This window comes from [Phormidium] sp. LEGE 05292 (assembly GCF_015207735.1).
GTDB lineage: Bacteria > Cyanobacteriota > Cyanobacteriia > Cyanobacteriales > Aerosakkonemataceae > Floridanema.
Window position 1 is genome coordinate 80,328 of sequence record NZ_JADEWG010000002.1, and the last position, 21,639, is coordinate 101,966.

General features: G+C 38.9%; 15 protein-coding genes. 14 read left to right on the top strand and 1 reads right to left on the bottom strand.

What is annotated here, in order from left to right; all coding sequences use genetic code 11:
• Window positions 1-5 precede the first annotated feature (5 nt).
• A complete protein-coding gene (locus IQ264_RS01255; protein ID WP_193977803.1) occupies window positions 6-1,694 on the top strand; it encodes a tetratricopeptide repeat protein in 1,689 nt (562 codons plus the stop codon).
• Here the strand turns inward: IQ264_RS01255 and IQ264_RS01260 are convergent.
• Window positions 1,691-2,947 (bottom strand): hypothetical protein, encoded by a 1,257-nt coding sequence (locus tag IQ264_RS01260; protein WP_193977805.1) that lies wholly within the window; start codon window positions 2,945-2,947, stop codon window positions 1,691-1,693. The genes IQ264_RS01255 and IQ264_RS01260 overlap by 4 nt on opposite strands.
• 336 nt (window positions 2,948-3,283) lie before the next feature.
• On the opposite strand from IQ264_RS01260, the gene IQ264_RS01265 reads away from it, so the two are divergent.
• The 13 genes from IQ264_RS01265 to IQ264_RS01325 all read left to right on the top strand — a co-directional run bounded on the left by IQ264_RS01265 (window position 3,284) and on the right by IQ264_RS01325 (window position 21,635).
• Window positions 3,284-3,535 (top strand): hypothetical protein, encoded by a 252-nt coding sequence (locus IQ264_RS01265; protein WP_193977807.1) that lies wholly within the window; start codon window positions 3,284-3,286, stop codon window positions 3,533-3,535.
• A 75-nt stretch (window positions 3,536-3,610) separates the two neighbouring features.
• The gene (locus IQ264_RS01270) at window positions 3,611-4,525 is read left to right on the top strand and encodes an ATP-binding protein (protein WP_193977808.1); all 915 of its coding nucleotides are present in this window, start codon (window positions 3,611-3,613) and stop codon (window positions 4,523-4,525) included.
• Between the two features lie 3 nt (window positions 4,526-4,528).
• Window positions 4,529-4,870: a hypothetical protein gene (locus tag IQ264_RS01275; protein ID WP_193977810.1), complete on the top strand. Its 342-nt coding sequence runs from the start codon at window positions 4,529-4,531 to the stop codon at window positions 4,868-4,870.
• Window positions 4,871-4,968: 98 nt separating this feature from the next.
• The gene (locus IQ264_RS01280; protein ID WP_193977812.1) at window positions 4,969-5,376 is read left to right on the top strand and encodes a hypothetical protein; all 408 of its coding nucleotides are present in this window, start codon (window positions 4,969-4,971) and stop codon (window positions 5,374-5,376) included.
• 207 nt (window positions 5,377-5,583) lie between these two features.
• Complete coding sequence (locus tag IQ264_RS01285) at window positions 5,584-7,266, top strand: hypothetical protein (protein WP_193977814.1); 1,683 nt, start codon at window positions 5,584-5,586, stop codon at window positions 7,264-7,266.
• 69 nt (window positions 7,267-7,335) lie between these two features.
• Window positions 7,336-8,856 (top strand): hypothetical protein, encoded by a 1,521-nt coding sequence (locus tag IQ264_RS01290; protein ID WP_193977816.1) that lies wholly within the window; start codon window positions 7,336-7,338, stop codon window positions 8,854-8,856.
• 33 nt (window positions 8,857-8,889) lie between these two features.
• The gene (locus tag IQ264_RS01295) at window positions 8,890-10,695 is read left to right on the top strand and encodes a GTPase domain-containing protein (RefSeq protein ID WP_193977817.1); all 1,806 of its coding nucleotides are present in this window, start codon (window positions 8,890-8,892) and stop codon (window positions 10,693-10,695) included.
• A gap of 105 nt (window positions 10,696-10,800) precedes the next feature.
• The gene (locus tag IQ264_RS01300) at window positions 10,801-13,152 is read left to right on the top strand and encodes a GTPase (protein WP_193977819.1); all 2,352 of its coding nucleotides are present in this window, start codon (window positions 10,801-10,803) and stop codon (window positions 13,150-13,152) included.
• 25 nt (window positions 13,153-13,177) lie between these two features.
• Window positions 13,178-16,198 (top strand): tetratricopeptide repeat protein, encoded by a 3,021-nt coding sequence (locus tag IQ264_RS01305; RefSeq protein WP_193977821.1) that lies wholly within the window; start codon window positions 13,178-13,180, stop codon window positions 16,196-16,198.
• Between the two features lie 2 nt (window positions 16,199-16,200).
• On the top strand, window positions 16,201-17,484 hold the full coding sequence (locus IQ264_RS01310) for a hypothetical protein (protein WP_193977823.1): 1,284 nt from the start codon (window positions 16,201-16,203) through the stop codon (window positions 17,482-17,484).
• 37 nt (window positions 17,485-17,521) lie between these two features.
• Entirely contained in the window at window positions 17,522-18,055 is a 534-nt protein-coding gene (locus tag IQ264_RS01315; protein WP_193977824.1) for a hypothetical protein, read from the top strand.
• Between the two features lie 15 nt (window positions 18,056-18,070).
• Complete coding sequence (locus tag IQ264_RS01320; RefSeq protein ID WP_193977826.1) at window positions 18,071-20,083, top strand: dynamin family protein; 2,013 nt, start codon at window positions 18,071-18,073, stop codon at window positions 20,081-20,083.
• Entirely contained in the window at window positions 20,046-21,635 is a 1,590-nt protein-coding gene (locus IQ264_RS01325) for a dynamin family protein (RefSeq protein ID WP_228061202.1), read from the top strand. The genes IQ264_RS01320 and IQ264_RS01325 overlap by 38 nt, the downstream gene beginning before the upstream one ends.
• Window positions 21,636-21,639: the final 4 nt, after the last annotated feature.

Sequence of the window (21,639 nt, forward strand, 5' to 3'; positions counted from 1 at the left end):
AATTTATGGAATTAACAGCAAAAGATAATTTAAATATAAGCACAAATGTTGTTATATCTAGAAAATTTATTCTAGAACAACTTGGTATTACAAAAGAAAAAATTAAGTTTGTTAAATCATTTCGTAAACGGGTATTATATCAAATGATTATTAATTGGGTGATGGATGAACCATTACCTAGTGATTCTAAATTGAAGGAAATTGATAAATATTTACAACCTTACGATATTCTATGCGAACTAGAAGAATGGGAAGCAGCTGCAAAAATTTTATTTAATCGCCTTAATACACCAATCAAAGAAGAATTACACGAACAGTTAGATATTTGGGGATATCATAGTATACGAGTAGATTTATATCTCAAGCTTCAAGGTAAATTAAGCCTAGATTTAGACGTAATTATTCTCAATAGATTAGGCCAGACATATTTAGCTCTGGAACAGTATCAAAAAGCTGAAGAATCCTATAATAAAGCTTTACATATAGCTAATGAAATTAATAATCCCATAGAAAAATTGCTAGCATTATGTGGGTTAGGAAATATTAGGCTTAGGCAAAATGACTGTCACAGTGCAAAGACTTACCATGAAGAATCAGAAAAAATTTTATGTAAAGATACTAATGAAAAGCAAAAAAGGATAATATTTCAAAGTAAAGGTAATTTATGTCAAGCCTTAAAACAGCACAACCAAGCTATTAATTACTATGAAATGAGTTTAAATATTTCCAATAAAATAAATGATCGACGAGGGGCTGCTACTGCACTTTTTAGCTTAGGTAAAAATTATAATTTTATAGGAGAGATGGAAAAAGCTATTAGTTTCTATCTTGAAAGCTTAGAAATTTATTACGAAATTGATGATTTTGTAGGGCAAAGATGTGCAAACTATAATTTAGCTCAAATATATGAAACTAAAGGTCAACTTCATAAGGCCAAATTTCGTTATGAGCAAAGTCTAATTGTTCCTAACGGTTTAGATGATTCATTTATTAAAAATGACAGTTTTTATAGATTAGGAAATATTTGCTATAGGTTGGGTTATTTGACCGAAGCAGTTAATAATTATGAACAATATTTACATAGTATTTTTGAGCGCGAAATAAGGTTTGATGTTTTTCTTAACTTGGCAGGGAGTTATCGGTACTTAGGTCAAATAGATAAAACAATTTTATGTTATAAAAAATGCTTAAATTTAATTAATAATGATAGCGAAAAAAATCCTTTAATAGCTAGCCATGTATTCTGTAACTTAAGCCTTATTTACAACGATAAAAAGGAATTTAAAACCGCAGTTAAATATAGCTTAAAAGCAATAAAAAACTATCAAAGAGTTACCAATAAAAAAGAGGTACTTAAAGGAAAAAGCTACTCGCTTGGAAATTTAGGCATAGCTTTACGAGGAATAGGTAAATATAGAGCAGCGATTAAATTCTTTAATCAAGCCCTTGCTATCGCTGAAGATCTTCATGACTACTCTAATCAAGGAGTTCAGTTACGTGACTTAGGTATCACTTACGAAAAAATGGGAATGTTAGATAAAGCGTTTGAATACTTACATAAATCAGAAGAAATATTAAACCAGCAGGGACTTCCTCAAGAAAAAAGTCAAACAATTATAACTATCGGTAAAACCTATCAAAAATATGGAGAATACCAAAAAGCTAAACTATACTTTAATAAAGCGAAATATTAATTTAGCTGTTGCAAAAGTTTTTGTATTTCCTGTGCTTCCGCGTTCATACTCAAAGCTATAAACCAATCCTTTGCTTTAGTTGCCCAATGGTGTGCTGATTTTAGATCGCCCTGTTTTTGTTTTAACAAACCCATCGATTGTTGATGCAATGCAAGAGAGCGCCAGTCTCGATGTTGTTCCACTACCACAATCCCTTGATTGAGCAAACGGTCAGCTTGCTCTAAGTTACCAAACTGAATGGCAATTTCTGCGCGCCAGTTATTTACTGCCACTTCTGCCCTTTTCCAACCTATTGCTTTGGCATATTGCCGAGCTGACTTATACTGCTCGTCAGCTTTTTTATACTGCCCTATGTGAAAATAGCACTCGCCCTCGTAGTAATGGATGTTGCTCAGGCAGCGATCGCGCACCCGTGAATCTGGCCATTGTTGTCCTAAAAATAGTTTAGCTCTGGTTAAGTGTGTGCTAGCATCTTCAGACAGACCTTTTGCCAGACTCAGCATTGCCTGATAAATCTGTAAATCTATACAAAATACTACTTCCCGGTGGGTGGCTAATTTTTGAGCTTCCTCAAGGTAGAATTTTGCTTCAGATTGGGCTGTTGCTGTATAAGGATCGCGTAAAATACGAGTCAAACCGAGTTCAGCATAAGACTCTGCTATTATAGGGCGATCGCCGCTAGCTTTCGCGGCGACAAGCAACCAGCGTAAAATTTGCTCTCGCTGCTCCCAATGTTGTTCGTAAACATGGCTAAAGTTTTTGACTAACTGCCAGCGATCTACGATTTCCTGATAAGCTCCTCCATCGCGCTCTGAAGCTTCCTTAATAAACTGACTCATCTGCTCGAGCAGATGAGCGAAATCCAAATAGTCCTCTGGTGAGTACCAGTCCCGCCTTTGAGCCTGCCGAACTAGGTGAAAAAAGTGAGACTGTAGTGCCCAACCACCCAGATCGGCTGGATTTGATCCCCGCTGTACCTGCTTTAAATAAGGTTCTAAAGCCGAACGGAAAACATTTTTGTTAACCGTCTTAGCTGGTTGCTCACAAATTAGTGCAGCTAGATTGGTCAATTGGCTGCCTAATTTACGAATGTGGTCTGGAGCGTAGTTAAAATTATATTGAGTTGAAATTTCGTCATACTTCAATCCTTGCCAAAAACCTTGAAACAAAATGCGTTCGGGCCCGGTTAGCGGTCGCCCAAGCCGTTGCTGGACTAATTTAGCAAATAATTCTAAGGATTCGAGAGCTTCCATCGCAGGCAGACAATCAAAATCATGTCCATTCTAAAGCCTATTACGAAGTCTGCCAATGGCCTGTAACCAAAATCTCACATTTCACACTTTTTCCGTACTCAGGTTCTCAATTTCAATCACACTTTTTCTCCCCTATTCAGCCAGTACCATCAGCCAAACTAAGAAGATAAGAGAGTGTTCTTCTCTCTAATATTCCTTAGTACCGAGGTCTGTCGTATGAAAAAACTGGCTTTAGTTTTAATCTCTAGCGTGGCTACAGTAAATAGTCTCCACATTACACCTGCACTTGCAAGCCAAGATGTAATTACTTCCTCGTTCGCAACCGAAAGGTCATCCTTGGAGGTTCCACATAACTATATTGCTCAAGCTAGAAAAGCTTTTACCGTCACATACTTATGGGGTGGGAGAGATATCAACATCAAAAGTGCTGCAACAGGAAAAGTGTATAACGTACAATACGCAAGTTCCATTGGTGCGGAAGTTGGAGATACAGTCACTGTAATCATTGATGATAGCGAGCGGTGGATTACTATCATCAACGAGCGGACAGGCAGCTCTGCTGCAATAACTGGTGTAACGAGAAGGTAGCTTAGGTAGCAGATTCCTGTGAACTAATTTTTTACCAGCAATTGCAATTAGATTAACAGATTAGGAAAGTTGCCCATGAAATATGAAATTTTGCAAAACCAAACGGCATCCAATAAAAATGGAAAAAACCTGCGTGTACTCCAACCGAGTTGGACGCTAGGCGAAATCACATTACCTGCTAGCACCTTGGAACAAATTGAGGAGATGGTTGCCTATATTCGTTATCGAGAAAAGTTGCTAAATGAATGGTGCTTTGCTCGATTTTTGAAAAATAGCGGTGGCTTGATTGTCAACTTTTATGGACTACCAGGTACAGGTAAAAGCATTACTACTGAAGCCCTAGCTAACCTACTTCAGATGTCTATAATCAAAGTCAACTACGGAGAACTTCAATCAGAACTAATGGGAGGTACATCTTCCAACCTTAATAGCCTTTTTCAAGAAGCAGAAGAAACAAATAGTATGCTGATATTTGATGAGGCAGATGCCCTTGTGAGTCCGCGAATTTCTCGCCTCTCTCAAGCAGCAGATCATGACATTAATGCAGTCAAGAGTACCCTGCTTACATTGCTAGACAGGACTCGAAATGTAGTAGTTTTTACGACTAATTTTTTTGGCCAATACGACCCATCTGTACTTAGAAGAATTCTCTTCAATATCGAGTTTTTACCACCGGATAATTCAATGCGAAAAAAACTCTGGGAATTCCATTTATCCACTAATATACCCAAAAGCATTAGCTATGAACGTTTAGCAGAAATCAGTGATGGCTTGTGTGGTGGCGATATTCGCAATCTTACTCTCAAGCTTGGATTAAAATTACTATTAGGTAAGGCTAGTGAGTTGAATGAAATGATTGTTCAGTCAGAAATAGATCGCTACTTAACAACTAAAAATCGTCATCAAGAACTAAACAACACCATAGCTGTAAACTCCCAGCTTACCGACGAAAAGAATGTGAAATTAAATCAAACCCAAATAGAGGAATAAATCATGCCTATCGACATTATTTTGTGGGCTGTTGCTGCTGGAATAGCAGGTTTTGCTGTGGGTTATTTCTGGGATGAAATAAAAGCATGGGCGACCCAAGCTGTCCGGGCTATTTTAAATGGAATCAATTGGGCAGTCGAGGTAACATCCGATGCCCTCACGTATCTAGTAAGGCAGGGTACCCGTATCTATAAAAAGGTGGAAGTTTATGTCAAAAATGTAGCCAGTGGGGGTATTAGACGAGAATATCGACAGGAGTTGATCTCAGAAACCGAAATCCCTGGTGATATTCTGTCCCAACTCAATGCTAAGGGTCAACTTCTAATGATGCGGACTTCTACTTAACCATTTTCTTGGGGTGGGGTAAATATAGCTCGCTCCACTCCAAATCTCTTTAAAACGTTATCAAAAATCCGACAACTACTGTTTAGAGGTTAATAATCATGAGCCATGAAGAAACGCTAGGGCAAAGCTTTGGCAAATTTTTCAATAGTGTTAACCAGGCTGTTAAAAAAGTTTCTGAAGCATTTCAAGAGGAAATGGCTGCCTCCAACTCTCTGTTATGTATCAAAGAAGGAGTATTAGATTTTCATTACATCGAATCAGATATAGCTGGATTACACAAACAATTAAAGCGCGATGGACATGAGGTGCTAGGCAGCCATGTTCTTCTAAACGATCGAACTAACTCGCTGGTGATTAAAGTGTATACCCGTCAAGGTAAGGAAAACTTTGTTAACACAGTTACAACTCCAGTCAAACTTGCTGTCAATATTCCGCCTGACATCGCTCAAGAATTAAAGCAGAAAGGCCACGTTGAGTTGAATGTAAAGCCTGATGTCGATTTTTAGGGGCTTTCGCGTACTTGTGGTGAAAATCCCGGTTCTTTGGGCATGAGGGAGAGAAATGTTTACCCAACAAACATTTAAGCCATATATAAGTCTGCCTTATCACTATTTATCTGGGAGAGCCTGTTTGGGCCTGAGTGCATAAACTATAGACGATTGAAGGTGAGGCCAGTTATAAACGATTCATGGTATCTCAACCAACTGAACTTTATGGACGAGGATTTTGGTACTGACAATTCTGGCAACTTGCTACCTGACGGTATTAGTGAGGACGTGAGAGCGCATGGGCCAAATCATGCTCAAGACTACGTTGGCTCCCCACCACTTACTTTCATTGAACCTACTAACCTAGCCTCAATACTTAATGAGCCAAAGATTGATTTATTACCAGAGCAACACGAGCATCCACTTCAAGAAAATAATCAACATGAACTGGCGCGATCGCTTGAATACCAACCTTTAGCCTATTCAAAGGAGAGTTCTACCATACCTGAACCGCTTCAATTCAATTCTGACCCGAAATTTGACTCTGAGGAAAAGGGAAACTCTACTACAAACCCTGAACTGTGTCAGTTTCACTACGACGATAGGGAAGAATACCTTTCTACAAAACCTGGGTTGTGTCAACTAGATAGCGATACAATAACGAGGAGCGAGGAGTATGACTGTGGTTATCCTGAGCAAACGGATGATACTGATAATTATCTAGGACGAGAAAGTGCAGATAGTGGGTATACATACGGGAGCCACTTTGCTCAATCTTCATACAGTTGGGAAAATCAAGTCAACAATTTCTATGGCGATAATTCAAGCTTATCTGACTTATATACCAACTGGAGTTACGATCGCTCTGAAACTGATGACCAAATTCAACCCGAAAATCAGCCAGATGAGGAATTAAATCACCAAAGTGAGTATATTCTTGGTGATTCTACAAATCAACCTAACTATCTAGTTCACCAGAACTTCGATCCGGAACACCAAGACGGGTTTGTAATTGGCGATCCCAAGCATGAAATGCCTTATTGGGAACACCAAAGTTATTCCCATGACTGCGGAATTAAGGTTCAGCAATTTGTTTTAGAGAGCTTAACAGGAAAGCATTTTTCAGAAAATAGTCTTTGCCTAGAAGCTATGATTGATGGCTATTATGTCCCCGGAGTAGGAACTCCTATTGAATACATCGATCATTTACTGGAAGCTAAAGGTATTCCTATAGAGCATCATTTCAATGGTAACTTCAAGGAGTTGACTGACAAATTGAATCACCACGAATATGTGATTGTTAGTGTTGATTCCAATGTACTTGCTGCACCAGATCAAGGTTCACTTCTAGGAAATCTCGTTCAAGATTATCGAGGAATACCAGGGCAAAAAGCTAATCATGCAGTAGAGGTTATTGGCGTAAATTTTACTTCAGATCCTTTCCACCCAAAAGTTATTTTAAATGATCCTGGAGTTATTAATGGTAGGGGTGTAGAGATTCCATTAGAGCAGTTTGAAAAAGCCTGGGCTGCAAGCGACCATTTTATGGCATCTACCAAATTACATCATGATAATGATTTTATTGCCTCTACCGATAGCCAGCACCATCAAGAGCATAATTTTGCACTAGGTTCATCTTCAGATGTGTTGATAAATGACTACGGTGAAGTATATATGCACGGTGGGCAAGTAGGCTCGGTTCACGACAGAAAATTTTATAACTTTATGGGTGTTTATTTAGGTCGATTAGATGATGATGGCTATATATATGACGCTCATGAAAAAAAAGTAGGCTGGACAGATAATATCAGCGCACATGATATGAATAATACTCTCCTTTTTAGTTCAGGTAGCCGTCTGAAAAATGCTTCTTGGTTTTTATTTGAAAGATTAGGAGGAGTCAGCTAATTATTATGTCTATCAACTCTTCTTAAGCAGCGCCAAAATCTTTTTTATCAAAAATTTTTGGAGCTATATATGGCAAACAATAACAACCCAGGCTTTGGTCAATTAACTGTTTTATATTCAGGGATTCAGTTAGCTAATAACCTAATCAACACTGTTTTTCGGCGTGGGGAAAGAAAGACTGAATTTCAAAGGCAGACAGAATTACAAGAACAGGCACACAATTATCGACTAGACGAGCAATCAGTAGCTAGTAAGCATCGCATCCGAGAAATTTCTTATGCCAAGAAGCTTGAGGCAAAAGCCCAAAAAAAGGGACACCAACATCGGTTAGTAGAGCAAGAAAAAGCGCATGAGTATCGCAAAGTAGAACAGAATGAGGCTCATCAGCAGCGATTGGTAGAAATTGGCTATCGGGCTGACAGAGAGGAAAGCATACAGGCGATCGCCCATCATTACCGCATCGAAGAAAGGGGAGTCGATCATATCTATCGACTGCGAGAAGCTGAATTTTCTAGCGAACTACAACTGTATTTAGGCTTGAAGTTTCGGGAGATTGACTATCAACACTCTACAGAATTAGAGCAACTTCGTAATCAAAATGCGGTTCGGACAGCTGCCATTAACCGCAAGTTGCAAAGACTAGAGGAAAATAGCCCTTTTCTAGACCCTGTTGAGTACGTTGTTGAAACTTTAACCGAGATTTATGAGCGAAATCGTCAACCTTTAGTTCTGATTGCTCCTTTTTGGGACAATACCCGCACTCATAACGCTAATGATGCAGGAGGATTTCCTGATTTTCGATTAGCAATAAGTGTGGCGTGGCAAAAAACTCAGTGGTTTGATGGTGTAACTAGATGTGACGGTTACATATCGCGCCCTCTATTGCGGGGAGATCGGGATATTCACTTTATTAGTGCTGCTCTTGCCAATCTTCCTATCATCTTAATTCATGGTGCAGTTCAAGGTGGATACAGAGTGCATCCGGCGATCGCGTTCTGGAATCTACTTCCCGGACAAGGTGAAACCTACTCTGAGTTAAATCTAGACTCTTTTGACGTGCGATCGCCCAAACCTGGCTCGAATAACAAGCTAGAGTTTGAAGACTTCGTAGCTCATTATTTGGCATCAGTGGTAGGCATTTTAAGCGATGCACACCACCTAGTTTTAGAAGGTAAACGCCCTGATTTGCGGCGATACCTCTCCGACGAACCTGAGAAACTACAGCTATCTGCCCATCAGTTTTGTCTTTACTATGACCTACTTTGTTACCGTGAACCCGATCGAGAACACTTTTATCGTCTCGATCAAGCTTTGATGTTACATGAATGCAATCTTGGCAAAGAAGCAAGAGAGCAAATAGCAGAAGCGTTAATAAGTTGGCATTATCAAAAGTCTCAAAAACATGATTTACCCGATCTTGCCTTACTGTTCAAGTTGTCTCACCAGGGGGATTTGTCATTTATGACTAAACTAGCCGAAACTTACCAAATTATTGGTGAGCAAGACCAAGCTGCCCAAATCAATCAATTGGTTGACGACTTAAAAATACCGAAGTTTGAGCCAATCGATTGGTTTGTCTACGAAAAATAAGCAACTTTATGAAATAAAAAGGAGAAATTTATCATGTCTAAAAATGCCTTAGAAAGCTTAAAGTTTCTTTTTCAAGACCGTCCTGATGTTACAAGGCTACTTGATATACGCGAGTTAGACTTAAGCGATAGGGAAGATGATGCATTTATTGAGCAGCAAGGAAAACAAGAGTTATTTCCGAAACCAGTAAATTTATACGCAACCGGAAGAACAGGTGCGGGAAAAACTACATTAGGAAGACGCATATTAGATCCCAAACAAACAATAGATACAAAGCAAGCAGTTATGGGTTCTACAGGCAAAACTGATTGTACTTGGATGGTGCAATTTTTCCAAATGCTCAGTAATTTGCGCTACTATGACTTACCTGGAGCAGGAGGATGCAATGACACTTATGAAAATATTAATAGAGCCGCTTTGCTGATTCGTCAAGTTGATGATGATGATTTACAACCTGTTGATAAGTTTGAAGTTTGGGATTGTTCTGATTATCCAAAAACCAAGCAAGTGAAGAAAAGAATTGCAACAGTACAACAATGGCAGTCACAAGAAAACCAAGAGTATGTTGCACCAGATATTATCCTCTATGTAGTAGCTCCACACACCCAATTTACTCGTGAAGATCAACGTTATTTGAAGGCATTACTCAAGTTTCAAAAGGAGCGTGGCAGCAAAAATAAAGTTATCTTTGCTCTAAATATTCATCATCAGGACAGAACAAAGATTACAACCCAAGAAAATATTGATGATGCCCGTGAAAAAATAATAAATATTTATCAAAGTTTTTACTCAGATCAACCTCCAATTGTCGAAGTTGATTGTTTGAGAGGAACTGGCATCAACAAAATTACTGAATTAATGTGCAAAATATTGCCTGACAATAAGATCGGTAATATGGGACAGGCACTACAAGACGAACTAAAGGCAATTGCCAAAAAAGAACGCAGCCGTCGTTATCGGCAAGCATTAATTTACATTGCTAGTCGTCTAGCGACTTACAAAGTAGACGAAAAGCTTGGACAACAAGGAATACTGGAAGAAGCATATGCAGCTATTTGTGATTATGCTATTAGAATTTTTAGAGAAGAAGATGCTCGTGCTGCGGCGGAAAGAGAACTTTATGAAATGGTTGACAGCTTTGCTACTGAAGCCAAGCTATCGCGAGAGGAAGCTATCAAAATTTTAGTTCCAGATGTCGTTGAAGAAGATGTTACCCAACCAGAGATAGTAGGGTATACACCTAAGTACAAGACTGTAGATATCGAAGAAGAAGTACCAGATTATCGTGAAGTTACAGAGAAGGTGAAGCGTTCTGCCATTGCACGGGCTGGACTTGGGGTAGTAGAAGGAGTTGCTCGGACAATTACATCTCCAATTAGTGGAATTCAGAAGTTATTTGGAGTGGAAAAAACTATTGGTGACAAGATTCATAAAGAAATCGACAGAGATGCTTATAGAAATGAAAATGTCATTAAGGCGGCAACAAGAAAAATTAAAAAGACAGAAGAGCGCATGATCGGTATGGAAGCGGTAAGACAGGACGTTACTAGGAAAGTGCAAAAGGTTGTGCAGAAGGAAAAAGAGGTTGGCAAGAACTATCTTCAAGGCGGCTACCCCGTAGTTGAAAATCTGCTAGCGATTGGTCTAGGCATAGAGAATGCCGACCCTGCATGGGACTTACAGAATGATTTTGAATCTATAGTCGAAGCAGAACGAGAACAAGTAAAAGCGATGCTTACCAACCAAAAGGATGAAATCAATAAATTGGCAGTGAATAGCGACCCAAGACAGGCTGAAGTAAGAATTATTTGGATTCTAGAGCAGGCTTTGATGAACTAAGTAATAGGACTTAAATAACTTGAGCATTTGTTTGAGTCCAAATCAATATTTGGCACAGTAAATCGCTCAAGTTATTTCATACCCATTTTTAATCAAGAATTGACTATGTATTTTCAATTTAATCCTCCTTCAGATTCTAATATTCGTGCTAGCTTAATTATTGATAAGCTTAGAACTGTAAGCTCTACTAGCACCTATTATACTAATATATTCGTTACCGGAAGGACAGGTGCGGGTAAAACAACACTGGGTAATAAGTTGATTGGTGGCAGCCATTTTATGCCTTCTTCTGGCAGACAAGATTGCACAAATGAAATCAACTTAATTAAATTTGTCAATTGTTTGCAATATTTCGACTTACCTGGAGTATGCAGTAACGATCGTCTAGAAAATTATAATAGAGCCGCACTGAATATTGAACAAATCGAAAGATTTGATGATGAAGACCTGCCGATAGTTGAAAAATTAACTGTGGCAGATTACAGTAAAAGCGAAAATCCTCAAAGGAAAAGTTATAGACTTACAGAGTTCAGGACTCCTGAGTTTGAACCGGATTTAATTTTTTACCTAATTGCTCCTGAAAAGCAGTTTACCAGAGGCGATCGCAAATACCTACGAGATCTCCTGAAGATCCATCGTCAGGTAATTTATGTCCTGAATATGTTTGTCAACAAGCAATCTGAGAAGATATTTGCTGCAACCGAAGCTAATCTGATCGATGCTGTAACAAAAATTATGGAAGTGCATACTTCCTTTTTTGGAACTAACAGTCAACCCACGATAGTTCCTGTCAATTGTTGGACTGGTGAAGGTATTTCAGAACTACTAATACAATCTCAAGTTATTTTGGGGGGTGAAAAGGGTAGGCTTTTTGAGGAACTGATTGCATATCAACAACAAAAAACTCCTGATGAATACAATCGCCAAGTCAACCGTGAATTAGTAAGAGCATTTGCTTATACAGCTTCTCAAAAGGCAAAAACTGGGGTTTACAGTTGCGATCAGCCTTTACATAAAGCCTGTCATTGTCTTTGGGATTTTCTCGCTAACTTACGAAGTAAAGCTGAACAGACATCCTATTTCTTTGGTAAGGATGTTAGTAATCTAGTTAACAAAGTGCTTTCGGGCGCAATTCGTCCACCTCAGCAAGGGATTAATTCAACTGAGGAGAAGATTAGTGCAATTTCTAGGGGACTTGCTTACATTGGTGACAGCATCGAATTTCTTAATGATGAAATTAGCACACGCATTTTTGCAACTCAAGAACAAGCCATTGAGCTTCGCGATCGCCAAATTGAATCATTCAAAACAGATATTCAATCACGCGGAGAAGATATTACCAATTTTGAGCAAGAGATCAGTTATCGACTAGAGACATTAAACTCTCTCATAGCTTCACGCGACTCCTTAGCGGCAGAGATTGATTCTAGAATAGATGCCCATAATGTCCGTGTAGATAAGCTTAATTCTATTCAAATCGAATTGATTCAACGCAGAGAAAATTTAAATTCACGAGTAGAACGATGGAATTCTCGTCTAGAAAGCTACAACTACACAGTCAGTAGGATTAATAATGGTTATGCAAAGCCGAATAGAGATACTATTGAATCTCTTGAACAAGAAAGCGACTGGTTAGACGAAGAAAAATCAAAAATAAAATCCAAGCAAAGATCTCTTGAAAGAGATTTTGACGACTATCACGATCGAGTCAGAGTTATGGAGACAGAAGAAGAAACTCTTCAAAGAATGATCCAACAGCGAACAGAAAAGTCTCAGACTCTTTCATCTGAGGCTAATTCAATTCAACAAATGCTGAAGCAGCGTTCAGAGAAACGAAAATATTTAGATGATGAGGTAAAATTTGCTGCCGCCATTCTCGAATCGTTTGAAGAAGAATTTAGCTCAATTGATAAAAGAGTAAATGAACGAATTAGCGAAATTAACAGCGATCTTGAAATTATTAAATTACGCTTGAGTATTTACCAACAAGATGAAACTAACTCCATACAAGACGAAATTACCGCTTTTCAAGAAGAGGTTAACAAATGTGTAGATCGAATGCGCGACTTTGAACAGGAAATCAAAAAATTTCAAGCCGCTATTGAAGCTTGTGAAGCAAAAATGCTAATTAATAAACTTGTACTGAGGTTAATCATGCAATCTACTAAATATTACTTTGACGAAACAGGTGATTGTGAATTTAAAGACAGCACGGCTGATTATTTTGGCAAAAATGGAGTAGTATTACTATTAAGTTTGGCTCATTCAATTGTTTCTGGTAAAGATATAGAAAGTGGCGATCGCGCTCTCTACAACAGCATTTTAGCTCGAATCAACAAGTTAGGGATGTTTCCCGAACCTCCAACAGAAAACAATGTCAAACAATTTCTGGAATTAAAAATAGATTCACTATTTGATGAATCATTCAATCAAGTAATTAGACAGGCTGCATTATAACATTAGAAAACTTTAGGAATGAACTATGTGGTTAGGTATTGATTTCGGTACTTCTAATTCCAGTGCTATTTTCATGCAAGGGTGGGTTCCATCCTTAGTTGAAATTCCTGGCCGAGAGCAGGTTTACTCTTTGCCAACTTGTGTTTATGTGAAAAAAGAAACAGAAATTTATGTAGGGTATGAAGCTTACAATCAGCGTCTCAGAGATGCAAGTCGTTATAAGGAGCTATTTAAGCGAGATTTAGGTCGAACCAAACCGTATTATATTGGTGATTGCGAGCTTCTACCAGAAGATTTAGTTGTTAAGGTCATAGCAAAGCTCAAAGCTCTTGCAGAGAGCCAATTCAACGTTAAACTCACTAGAGTTACTCTAGCAGTACCAGCCAGCCACCCAGAGCATAAACGCCAGTTGATGGTAGAAGCGGGTAAAAAAGCTGGTTTCAGTCAAGTGGCCCTGGTAGATGAGCCAGTAGCCGCAGCTATTTATTACGCTCAACGCAGCAGTACAAAAGATGGAGAAATTTTGCTAGTTTATGACCTTGGTGGTGGCACTTTTGATGTTGCTTTAATCCAGAGGAGAGGGTCGGGTTACAAGTCTTTGACTCTTCCTTTAGGTGATCCGCAGTGCGGCGGAATGGATTTCGATCGCAAAATCTTTGAAGATTTCAAAGCGCGTTGCAATCTAGAACAGCGTGAATTGCTCGAACGGCAGGATACTCAAGCACTGCGAACTCGCTTTACCTTAAATGATTATTGTCGAAGCCTCAAGGAAAATCTCAGCACCAAGCAAGAAGACTCATTCACAATTCCTTTATTTGGGGAAGAGCAAGAGTATCGGCTAACCAGAACAGCTTTCGAGTTAATGATTACTCCTTACCTAGAAAAAACTCTTCAACTATGCCGCCAGTTAGTGCGAAACGCAGGTTTAACAGAGGAGCAGGTTGACAAGATCCTATTAGTGGGTGGAAGTTGTCAGATCCCTTATGTGCGTCAAGTAATGGAGCGAGAGTTTCAAAGACCTGTACTTCGGTTTGACGATCCGGATCTGGCAGTTTGTAAAGGAGCAGGACTCTATGAAGGGTGGAATCCAGCTTATGAATCACTTCAGGCTGGGATCGATCGCGCAGATGTGGGAGATTATCATGGAGCGATCGAAAAATACAATGAAGCATTACAGATAAATTCCAATTATGCGAGGGCTTATGTTGAACGCAGTCGCGCTCATCTCGAACTCGGAAACCACGATCAAGTAATTGAGGATGTTGAGCGAGCTATCCAGCTTGAACCTAAATATGCAGATGCTTACGGTGGATACGCCGATCTTTACTTTAGATTAGGAGAAGATGAGAGAGCGATCGCTCAGTTTCAACGAACTATAGAAATTAATCCTAATGATATAGGAGCTTATTGCGAACTGGGAAGATGTTATTCAGCTTTAGGAGAAAAAGAAAAAGCTTTAGATAGTTGGCATCAAGCTTTAAAAATAACACCCCAGAGTGCTGGAGATTTTTCTAATCGAGGGTCTATATATCATTGGTTAGAAGAAGAACAATCTGCTTTAGAACAATACAACAAAGCTATCGAACTCAACCACCGCTCTGTAGATGCTTATGTTGGTAGAGCACTCGTTTACGCTAAACTTAAGAATCACCAAGCAGTTACTGACGATTTCAATGAAGCATTAAGATTAAACCCCAATTGTACTCATGCTTTTGGCTGGCGGGGAATCTACTTTTATGAAGAGTTAGGTGATTTTGAAAGAGCGATCGCAGAATTTAACCTTGCTCTAGATCTTAATCCCAATTACATTGCTATCTACAGTCATCGAGGTCTATGTCACACGTTGATGGGCAATGCAGAACAAGCGATCACTGATTTTAAACAAATCTTGCAAACTAATCCTAATGATAGCTCCGCTTATTCTGGTCTTGGTAATGTTTACTCAGCTATAGAAAATTATCAAGAAGCAACTGATAATTTTAATAAAGCATTACAGATAAATCCTAAAAATTCAGTAGCATATTCTGGCTTAGGAGATATTGCTTCCAATCAAGATAAGCCAGAACAAGCTATTACTAACTATAAAAAAGCAATTGAGCTAGAACCTAAATTGGTATCTGCTTATTTGGGACTTGGGAAAGTTTATTTAGTGTTAGGAAATTATCAAGAAGCTATTGATAATTTTAACAAAGCAATACAGATAAATCCTAAAAATCCAGTAGCTTATTCTGAATTAGGAGATATTTTTTATGACCAAGAGAATTTAGAACAAGCTATTGCTAACTATAAACAAGCAATCGAGATCGAACCTGAATTTGTCGCTGCTTATCTGGGACTTGGGCAAGTTTACTTAGTGCTAGGAAATTATCAAGAAGCTATTGATAATTTTAATCAATCAATCCAAATTAATCCTAAAAACCCAGTAGCATATTTTAATTTAGGAACTGCTTTCCATAGCCAAGATAACCTGGAACAGGCTATTGCTAACTATAGACAAGCAATTGAACTCGAACCTGAGTATACTCGGGTATACAATCAGTTGGGTGTAGCTCTTCAGCAACAGGGAGAATTAGATGAGGCTATTTTGGCGTATCGAGAGGCAGTGATGCTAGTGCCTGATTATGCTCGTGCTAACTCTAACTTAGGATATGCGTTATTACAACAAGAAGAAACAGAAGAAGGCATTGAATTCCTTGAGATAGCTAGAGAACTATTCAGAACGGCAGAAAACCACAAAGAAGCTGACGAAATTGATGCGTTTTTACAGAAACGTATTGCCGAAACTTACTATCAAAGAGGTGAAGAGTTTTTTGAACAAGATAAATTTGCAGAAGCGATCGCTGCATACCAAGAAGCTATTCGGATAGATTCTAGTTATGTAGATGCCTATTTTAAAATGGGAATTGCCTCATTCAAGCAAGGTAAGCGTTCTCAAGCAAGTATTGCATTAAGAAAAGCTAGGGATCTATTCAGGGAGCAAGGAAACGAAGAATTGGCAAACGAAATTAATAACTTTTTACGCCGAGAAGGATTAGGGCTAGGATAACTATGAGCAATAATTATTTGTTTAACGATCTGTTTGGCAATCTATTAGATAGTCAAAATTTCATAGATAGTCAAAATTTCACAAGCCAAGAACAATACCATCATTGTGATACTAATACGGATAGCGGTAACTCACAAAAGCATGAATCTGATTATACTCATTCAGAGTTCACCCCTGATGGGAATAACTATCACCTAGATGGACACCAAGATCTAAATTACTACGTAAATGATTGGCACTCTTATCCATCAGAGTTTGACCCTCATCACTCACGGATTCTTGGGAACACAGTAAACCAAACAAACGACTGGAATAATCAGCATTTTGATCCCCATCATCACAGTAATGCGATCGTTGGCGATCCTGCTCATGAGATGCAATACTGGCATCACCAAATTCATTCAGAAGACTGTGCTATTGCTACTCAAGAGTTCGTTTTAGAAAGTCTAACAGGTCAGCATTTTTCAGAAAATAAATTATGTTTAGAAGCAATGAATCAAGGCTGGTACATACCTGGTATTGGTACTCCAGCCGACCATGTAGGCGATCTGATTGCAAAGCAGGGTTTTCCTGTAGCGCATGAATATGGATGCACTATAGAACACTTGGCTGAAAAATTAGATAACCATGAAAAAGTAATCGTGGCTGTTAATGAGAGTATACTTCTAACTTCAAATCAATCTCTCAATAATTATCTTGGCATCCCAGGTCAGGAAGCTAACCATGCTGTTCAAGTAATTGGAATTGATAATTCTCACCTCGATCGTCCAATGGTCATTCTTAACGATCCAGGTGTAGCAGATGGTAAAGGAATGATGGTGCCATTAACCCAATTTGAAAAAGCATGGGCTGCAAGCGATCACATGATAGTATCTACTTATATAACTAATAACTATGAGCTTCATCATTCTGTTAATTTCGCTACACTCCAAGCTCACGAGCAGAATGCTCTTTCTTTAAACAGCGATCGCTTGATATTAGGGTCATCAGACTGTCTTTCTGTACATATATGGAACGATGGCGATGTTTGGCTGTATCGAAATGGAAACCATGTGAGCAATCTCGGTCACATTAATGGACGAACAATCTATAACTCGGCTGGACACGAAGCTGGTTATGCTGGAACAGATGGCAAAGTTTATGACAGAAATGACAAATGTGTAGGACGAGTAGATGCCTGCGGTCATGTTTACAATACGGCAAGTGAAGAAGTTTATACCACTAACAATGGTGTAGTTGGAGGTGCTGCTTATCTTCTTTTGGTGTATTTGGGTGGAATGAAGTAATTATTCAAAAATTGGAGCATTAAACAAGTTAGAAACAATGGAAAGAACTAGAAAAATAGAAAGATTAATCGAGGACATTCGTAAAACTCCTATCTTTCGTCAACTTATCCCAATGGAGGCGCAGATTGGTTGGCCTATCCCTTTACGTCGAGAAAGCAAAGTCTATGTCACTTTAGTATTCTTTGGTGCAAATAGTCGAAGTAAAGGTGAAACAGTCCTTTTTCCGCCCTTTGCCAAAATTACTCTAGATTGGTCTAACCAGATTCCTGTTGAATATGTTAATTTACGCTTCCAAAATCCTTGGAAAGAAGGTAATTGGGAAGCTGAGGTTGGCATTTTTCCTCATTCAGCAATAGCTCAAATAACTGTAGCAGAATATCAGAAAAAACGACAAGAATTACTAGCAATGTATGACGAAATGCTGGATAAGCTAGCACAGGGTGGGTCATTTCTCCCCGACTGGAAAACACGCTTTAAGGAATTGTTACGGCTTTTAATGGAACCTCCATTAGAACCATACTATCGCGCTATTGACGCGAAGTTTTTTGACCATTTTTTACCTCATTATTAATTAGAAGAGGAATCAATGTTTAATTCTCATGAATGGTATCAACAAAAGAAGCAAGAAACATTAACTTTGGTTCAGTCAGCAATTACTTTATCTCAAAACCAAGGCAATCAAAAATTTGACCGACGACTACAGGACGCACGAAAACGTTTGATTGAAGGGAAATTATTAGTAGTTGTATGTGGTGAGTTTAAGGAAGGGAAATCAAGTTTACTCAATGCTCTACTTAATGAAATTAATGACGATCTATTCCCTGTAGATTCAGACATTGCTACAGGCATTGTAACTACTATCAGTTATGGAGAACAAGAAAAAATTACAGTAATTTTAGGAGAACCAGGCAAAGAAGAGCAAATACAAATTCAGAGGCATCAAATTGATGAATATGTTAACGAGCAACGCAATAAGGGAAAACAAGCTCGAATGCTAACAATTCAAGCTCCAAACTCTCAACTTAAAGAGGGTTTAGTTTTGGTTGATACACCTGGTGTAGGAGGATTAAACACACAACATACTGGAATTACATACGGTTTCATTCCTGAAGCTGATGTGATTCTATTTGTTAGTGATGTCAAAGCTCCACTATCAACAGACGAACTAAAATTTTTGAAGTTTATCACAGAGCGTTGTCCTGATATTATTCCTAACATTATCTTCGTCGCTACCAAAATAGATGCTAATGCTAATTATGAAGAGATTGTAGAGAATAATCGGGAGAAACTGTCCCAAGTGCTGAAGCGTTCGGGTAAAGAAATTACCATTATTCCTGTCTCCAGTCATATCAAATTAGAGTATTTAAGATCTAAACATCTAGAAGATTTAGAGGATAGTAATTTCCAAGCACTAGAGAACGAACTTTGGCAACTGCTTAATCAGCGTGGCGGCTACACCTTACTAATGCGATCGTTTGGGGAACTTGGTTCAGTTTTAAAGGAAATGAGAATTCCCCTACAAGCACAACTATCAGCGTGTCAGCAGCAGAGCGAACTGGAGGTGAAAAAACTGGAACAGCAGTTCCAAAAAGAGCGAGAACGCCTAGCCGAACTGGAAACTAACAATGCCAACTGGCAAAGGCAGTTAAACAGAGGTCTTGAAGATATCAGTGTAGAAATATCCAATCAATTTCAGAGAGGGTTTGCTAAGATTGGCACTTGGGCTAATGGATACATAGCAGATGAGAAATTGTTAGTAAACCCGGCAGAAATAGCTGCGCTAATTGAGCGAGATATTGATACATTAATGTCTGCGTTAGGTCGTCAATTGAGTCAAGCAGCATCTAAGTTACATTTTAAGATTGAGGCAACAAGCGGTTTAAATTTAAATTTTGTCGATTCTGAATATTTGGATTGGGAAAAAACTCAACTTTCAACTGAAAATATCCAAATTAAGCAAGCAGGATGGTGGGAAAAAAGTCTGAATGCCACCCGCTCTGCTATGTTTAACGCCTCTGCTGGTTCTGTTGTTGGTGGCGGATTCGGGGCAGCAATTGGAGGTTTTCTTGGTAGTCTGCTAGGAGGTATTGGTGCTATCCCTGGAGCGGTAATTGGTGGCAAAATTGGGGCAGCAATTGGTGGAGTAGCTGGTAGTGCATCAGGTGTTAGACAAGGATTGTCTCAACTTAGAGAGCGAGACTTCGCCTCAGTTAGGAATAAAGTGACACCAATGATTAATCAGTTTATTAGTGAAAGTAGACAGCTTTGTAACCAGAGTTTGACAGATGCTATCAGAAGTTTAAAACGGTCAATGGAGGATGAGTTAAGCGAACAAATTCGACAACTCAAACAAACTTGCGATCGCACTATCCGGTCGATTCAAGATACCCATAGGCTAACCGAACAACAAAAAGCTGAAAAAATTAAGGCTCTTACGATCCCTCTCCAGACCCTAGAGCAAATCCACAAAAGCGTTGCGACTCTAGCTAGTGCTGTAATTAAACAAAAAGAGATGGCAGAACAGCATCAAGTTGCTGTTGCAACTCAATCAAATAAGACAGATGACGCTGATTATGGTGAGGATTGGGCAGATGGATGAAACAACATTACAACAGCAGGTGGAAAACCTCTTTGATTTTTGGTGCGGCTCAATTCAGAATCGTCCTAACCTAGCGAACTTATATCAGACTCTGAAACAGTGTCAGCAGCGACTGCGGCAACCAATGCGAGTGGCGATCGTCGGCAAGATCAAGGCTGGTAAATCCACGATGATGAATGGATTGCTAGGAGAAAAAGTTGTTCCCACTGGTTCAGTAGAAGCGACTTTTAATGTTAACTGGTTCAAGTATGGCGAACAAAAATCCCTACTGGTAAATTACAAAGATGGTAAGAACCCAGAATCAAAATCTTTTGATGAATTAGAACGTTTGACTTTACGAGCTAAGGAAAACTACGATTACTTATTGGGTATTAAATATATTGAGGTATTGTACCCAAACCATATCTTAAAAGAGCTAAATCTGATTGATACACCTGGGTTAGCATCCTATTATCAAGATGACTCAGAAAATACCCGCGAATTCCTAAACTTACACGGTCAAGAACTTACTCAAGTAACTCAATCTGAAGCCTCTAATGCAGACGCAGTGTTGTTTTTATTTGATAAAAGTATTTCTGAGTCAGTTAGGGAAACGATGGCTCAATTTCAGGGCGCTGCCGCAGGACAAGCAACACCCATCAATGCTATTGGTGTACTAACCAAAGTTGATGATTACTGGTCAGATAAAGATCAACCTATTAAAAAAGGTTTAGAAATTGCCGATCGGTTGCAACGCGACCACTCAGAACTAAGGAACTTGTTGTATACAATTCGCCCTATCTGCGGTTTGTTAGCTTTTGGCGCACAAACTTTAACAACAGAGGAATTTAAAACCTTGACCCAACTAGCTTACTTGTCTGAAGAACGTTCTGAGAGATTAATCAAGGATGCAAGACGATTTAGCCAGCGTGATTACCCAGATGAACCAGATATTCCCCCAGCTTCTGAGAGAAAATTGGTGTTACATCGATTGGGACAATATGGAGTATGGTTAGCTTGCACTATTATTCGTTCTGGAGTTAGTGATGCCAAACTACTTGCTAGGCAACTATTACAAAGTAGTGGAATTCCAGAACTATACGATTTGATAGTTTCTCACTTTGGTAATCGGGCTTTTTTAATCAAGCTAAATACTGGATTACAACAGATCAAAGCAGCTTGTTTCTTAGAATGTCAAAGATTGGAAGGTGTAGATTGCCAACTAGCCGCCCAGATAGCAGGACAATTTGGCAGGCTAGAAGACGATGAGCATTCTTTACAAGAACTAAGAGTTCTACGGAATTATTACGAGGCAAAACTTAATTTCAGTGATGCTGACGTAGAACAATTATTGGCAGTAACTGGTGAGAATGGAACCTCATTAGAATCCCGCTTAGGGCTGGCTGAAAATACTGCTGTATCAGAGATGATTTCTACCGCTGCTAGAAGGGTGCAAGAATGGAATCAACGAACAAACGATTATTTAGGTGCTGATGGTCAAACTATTGATGCCGCTAGAGTTTTAGCTCATTCTTACGAAAGAATACTTTATTCACTCAAACACAACAAATAGGTCT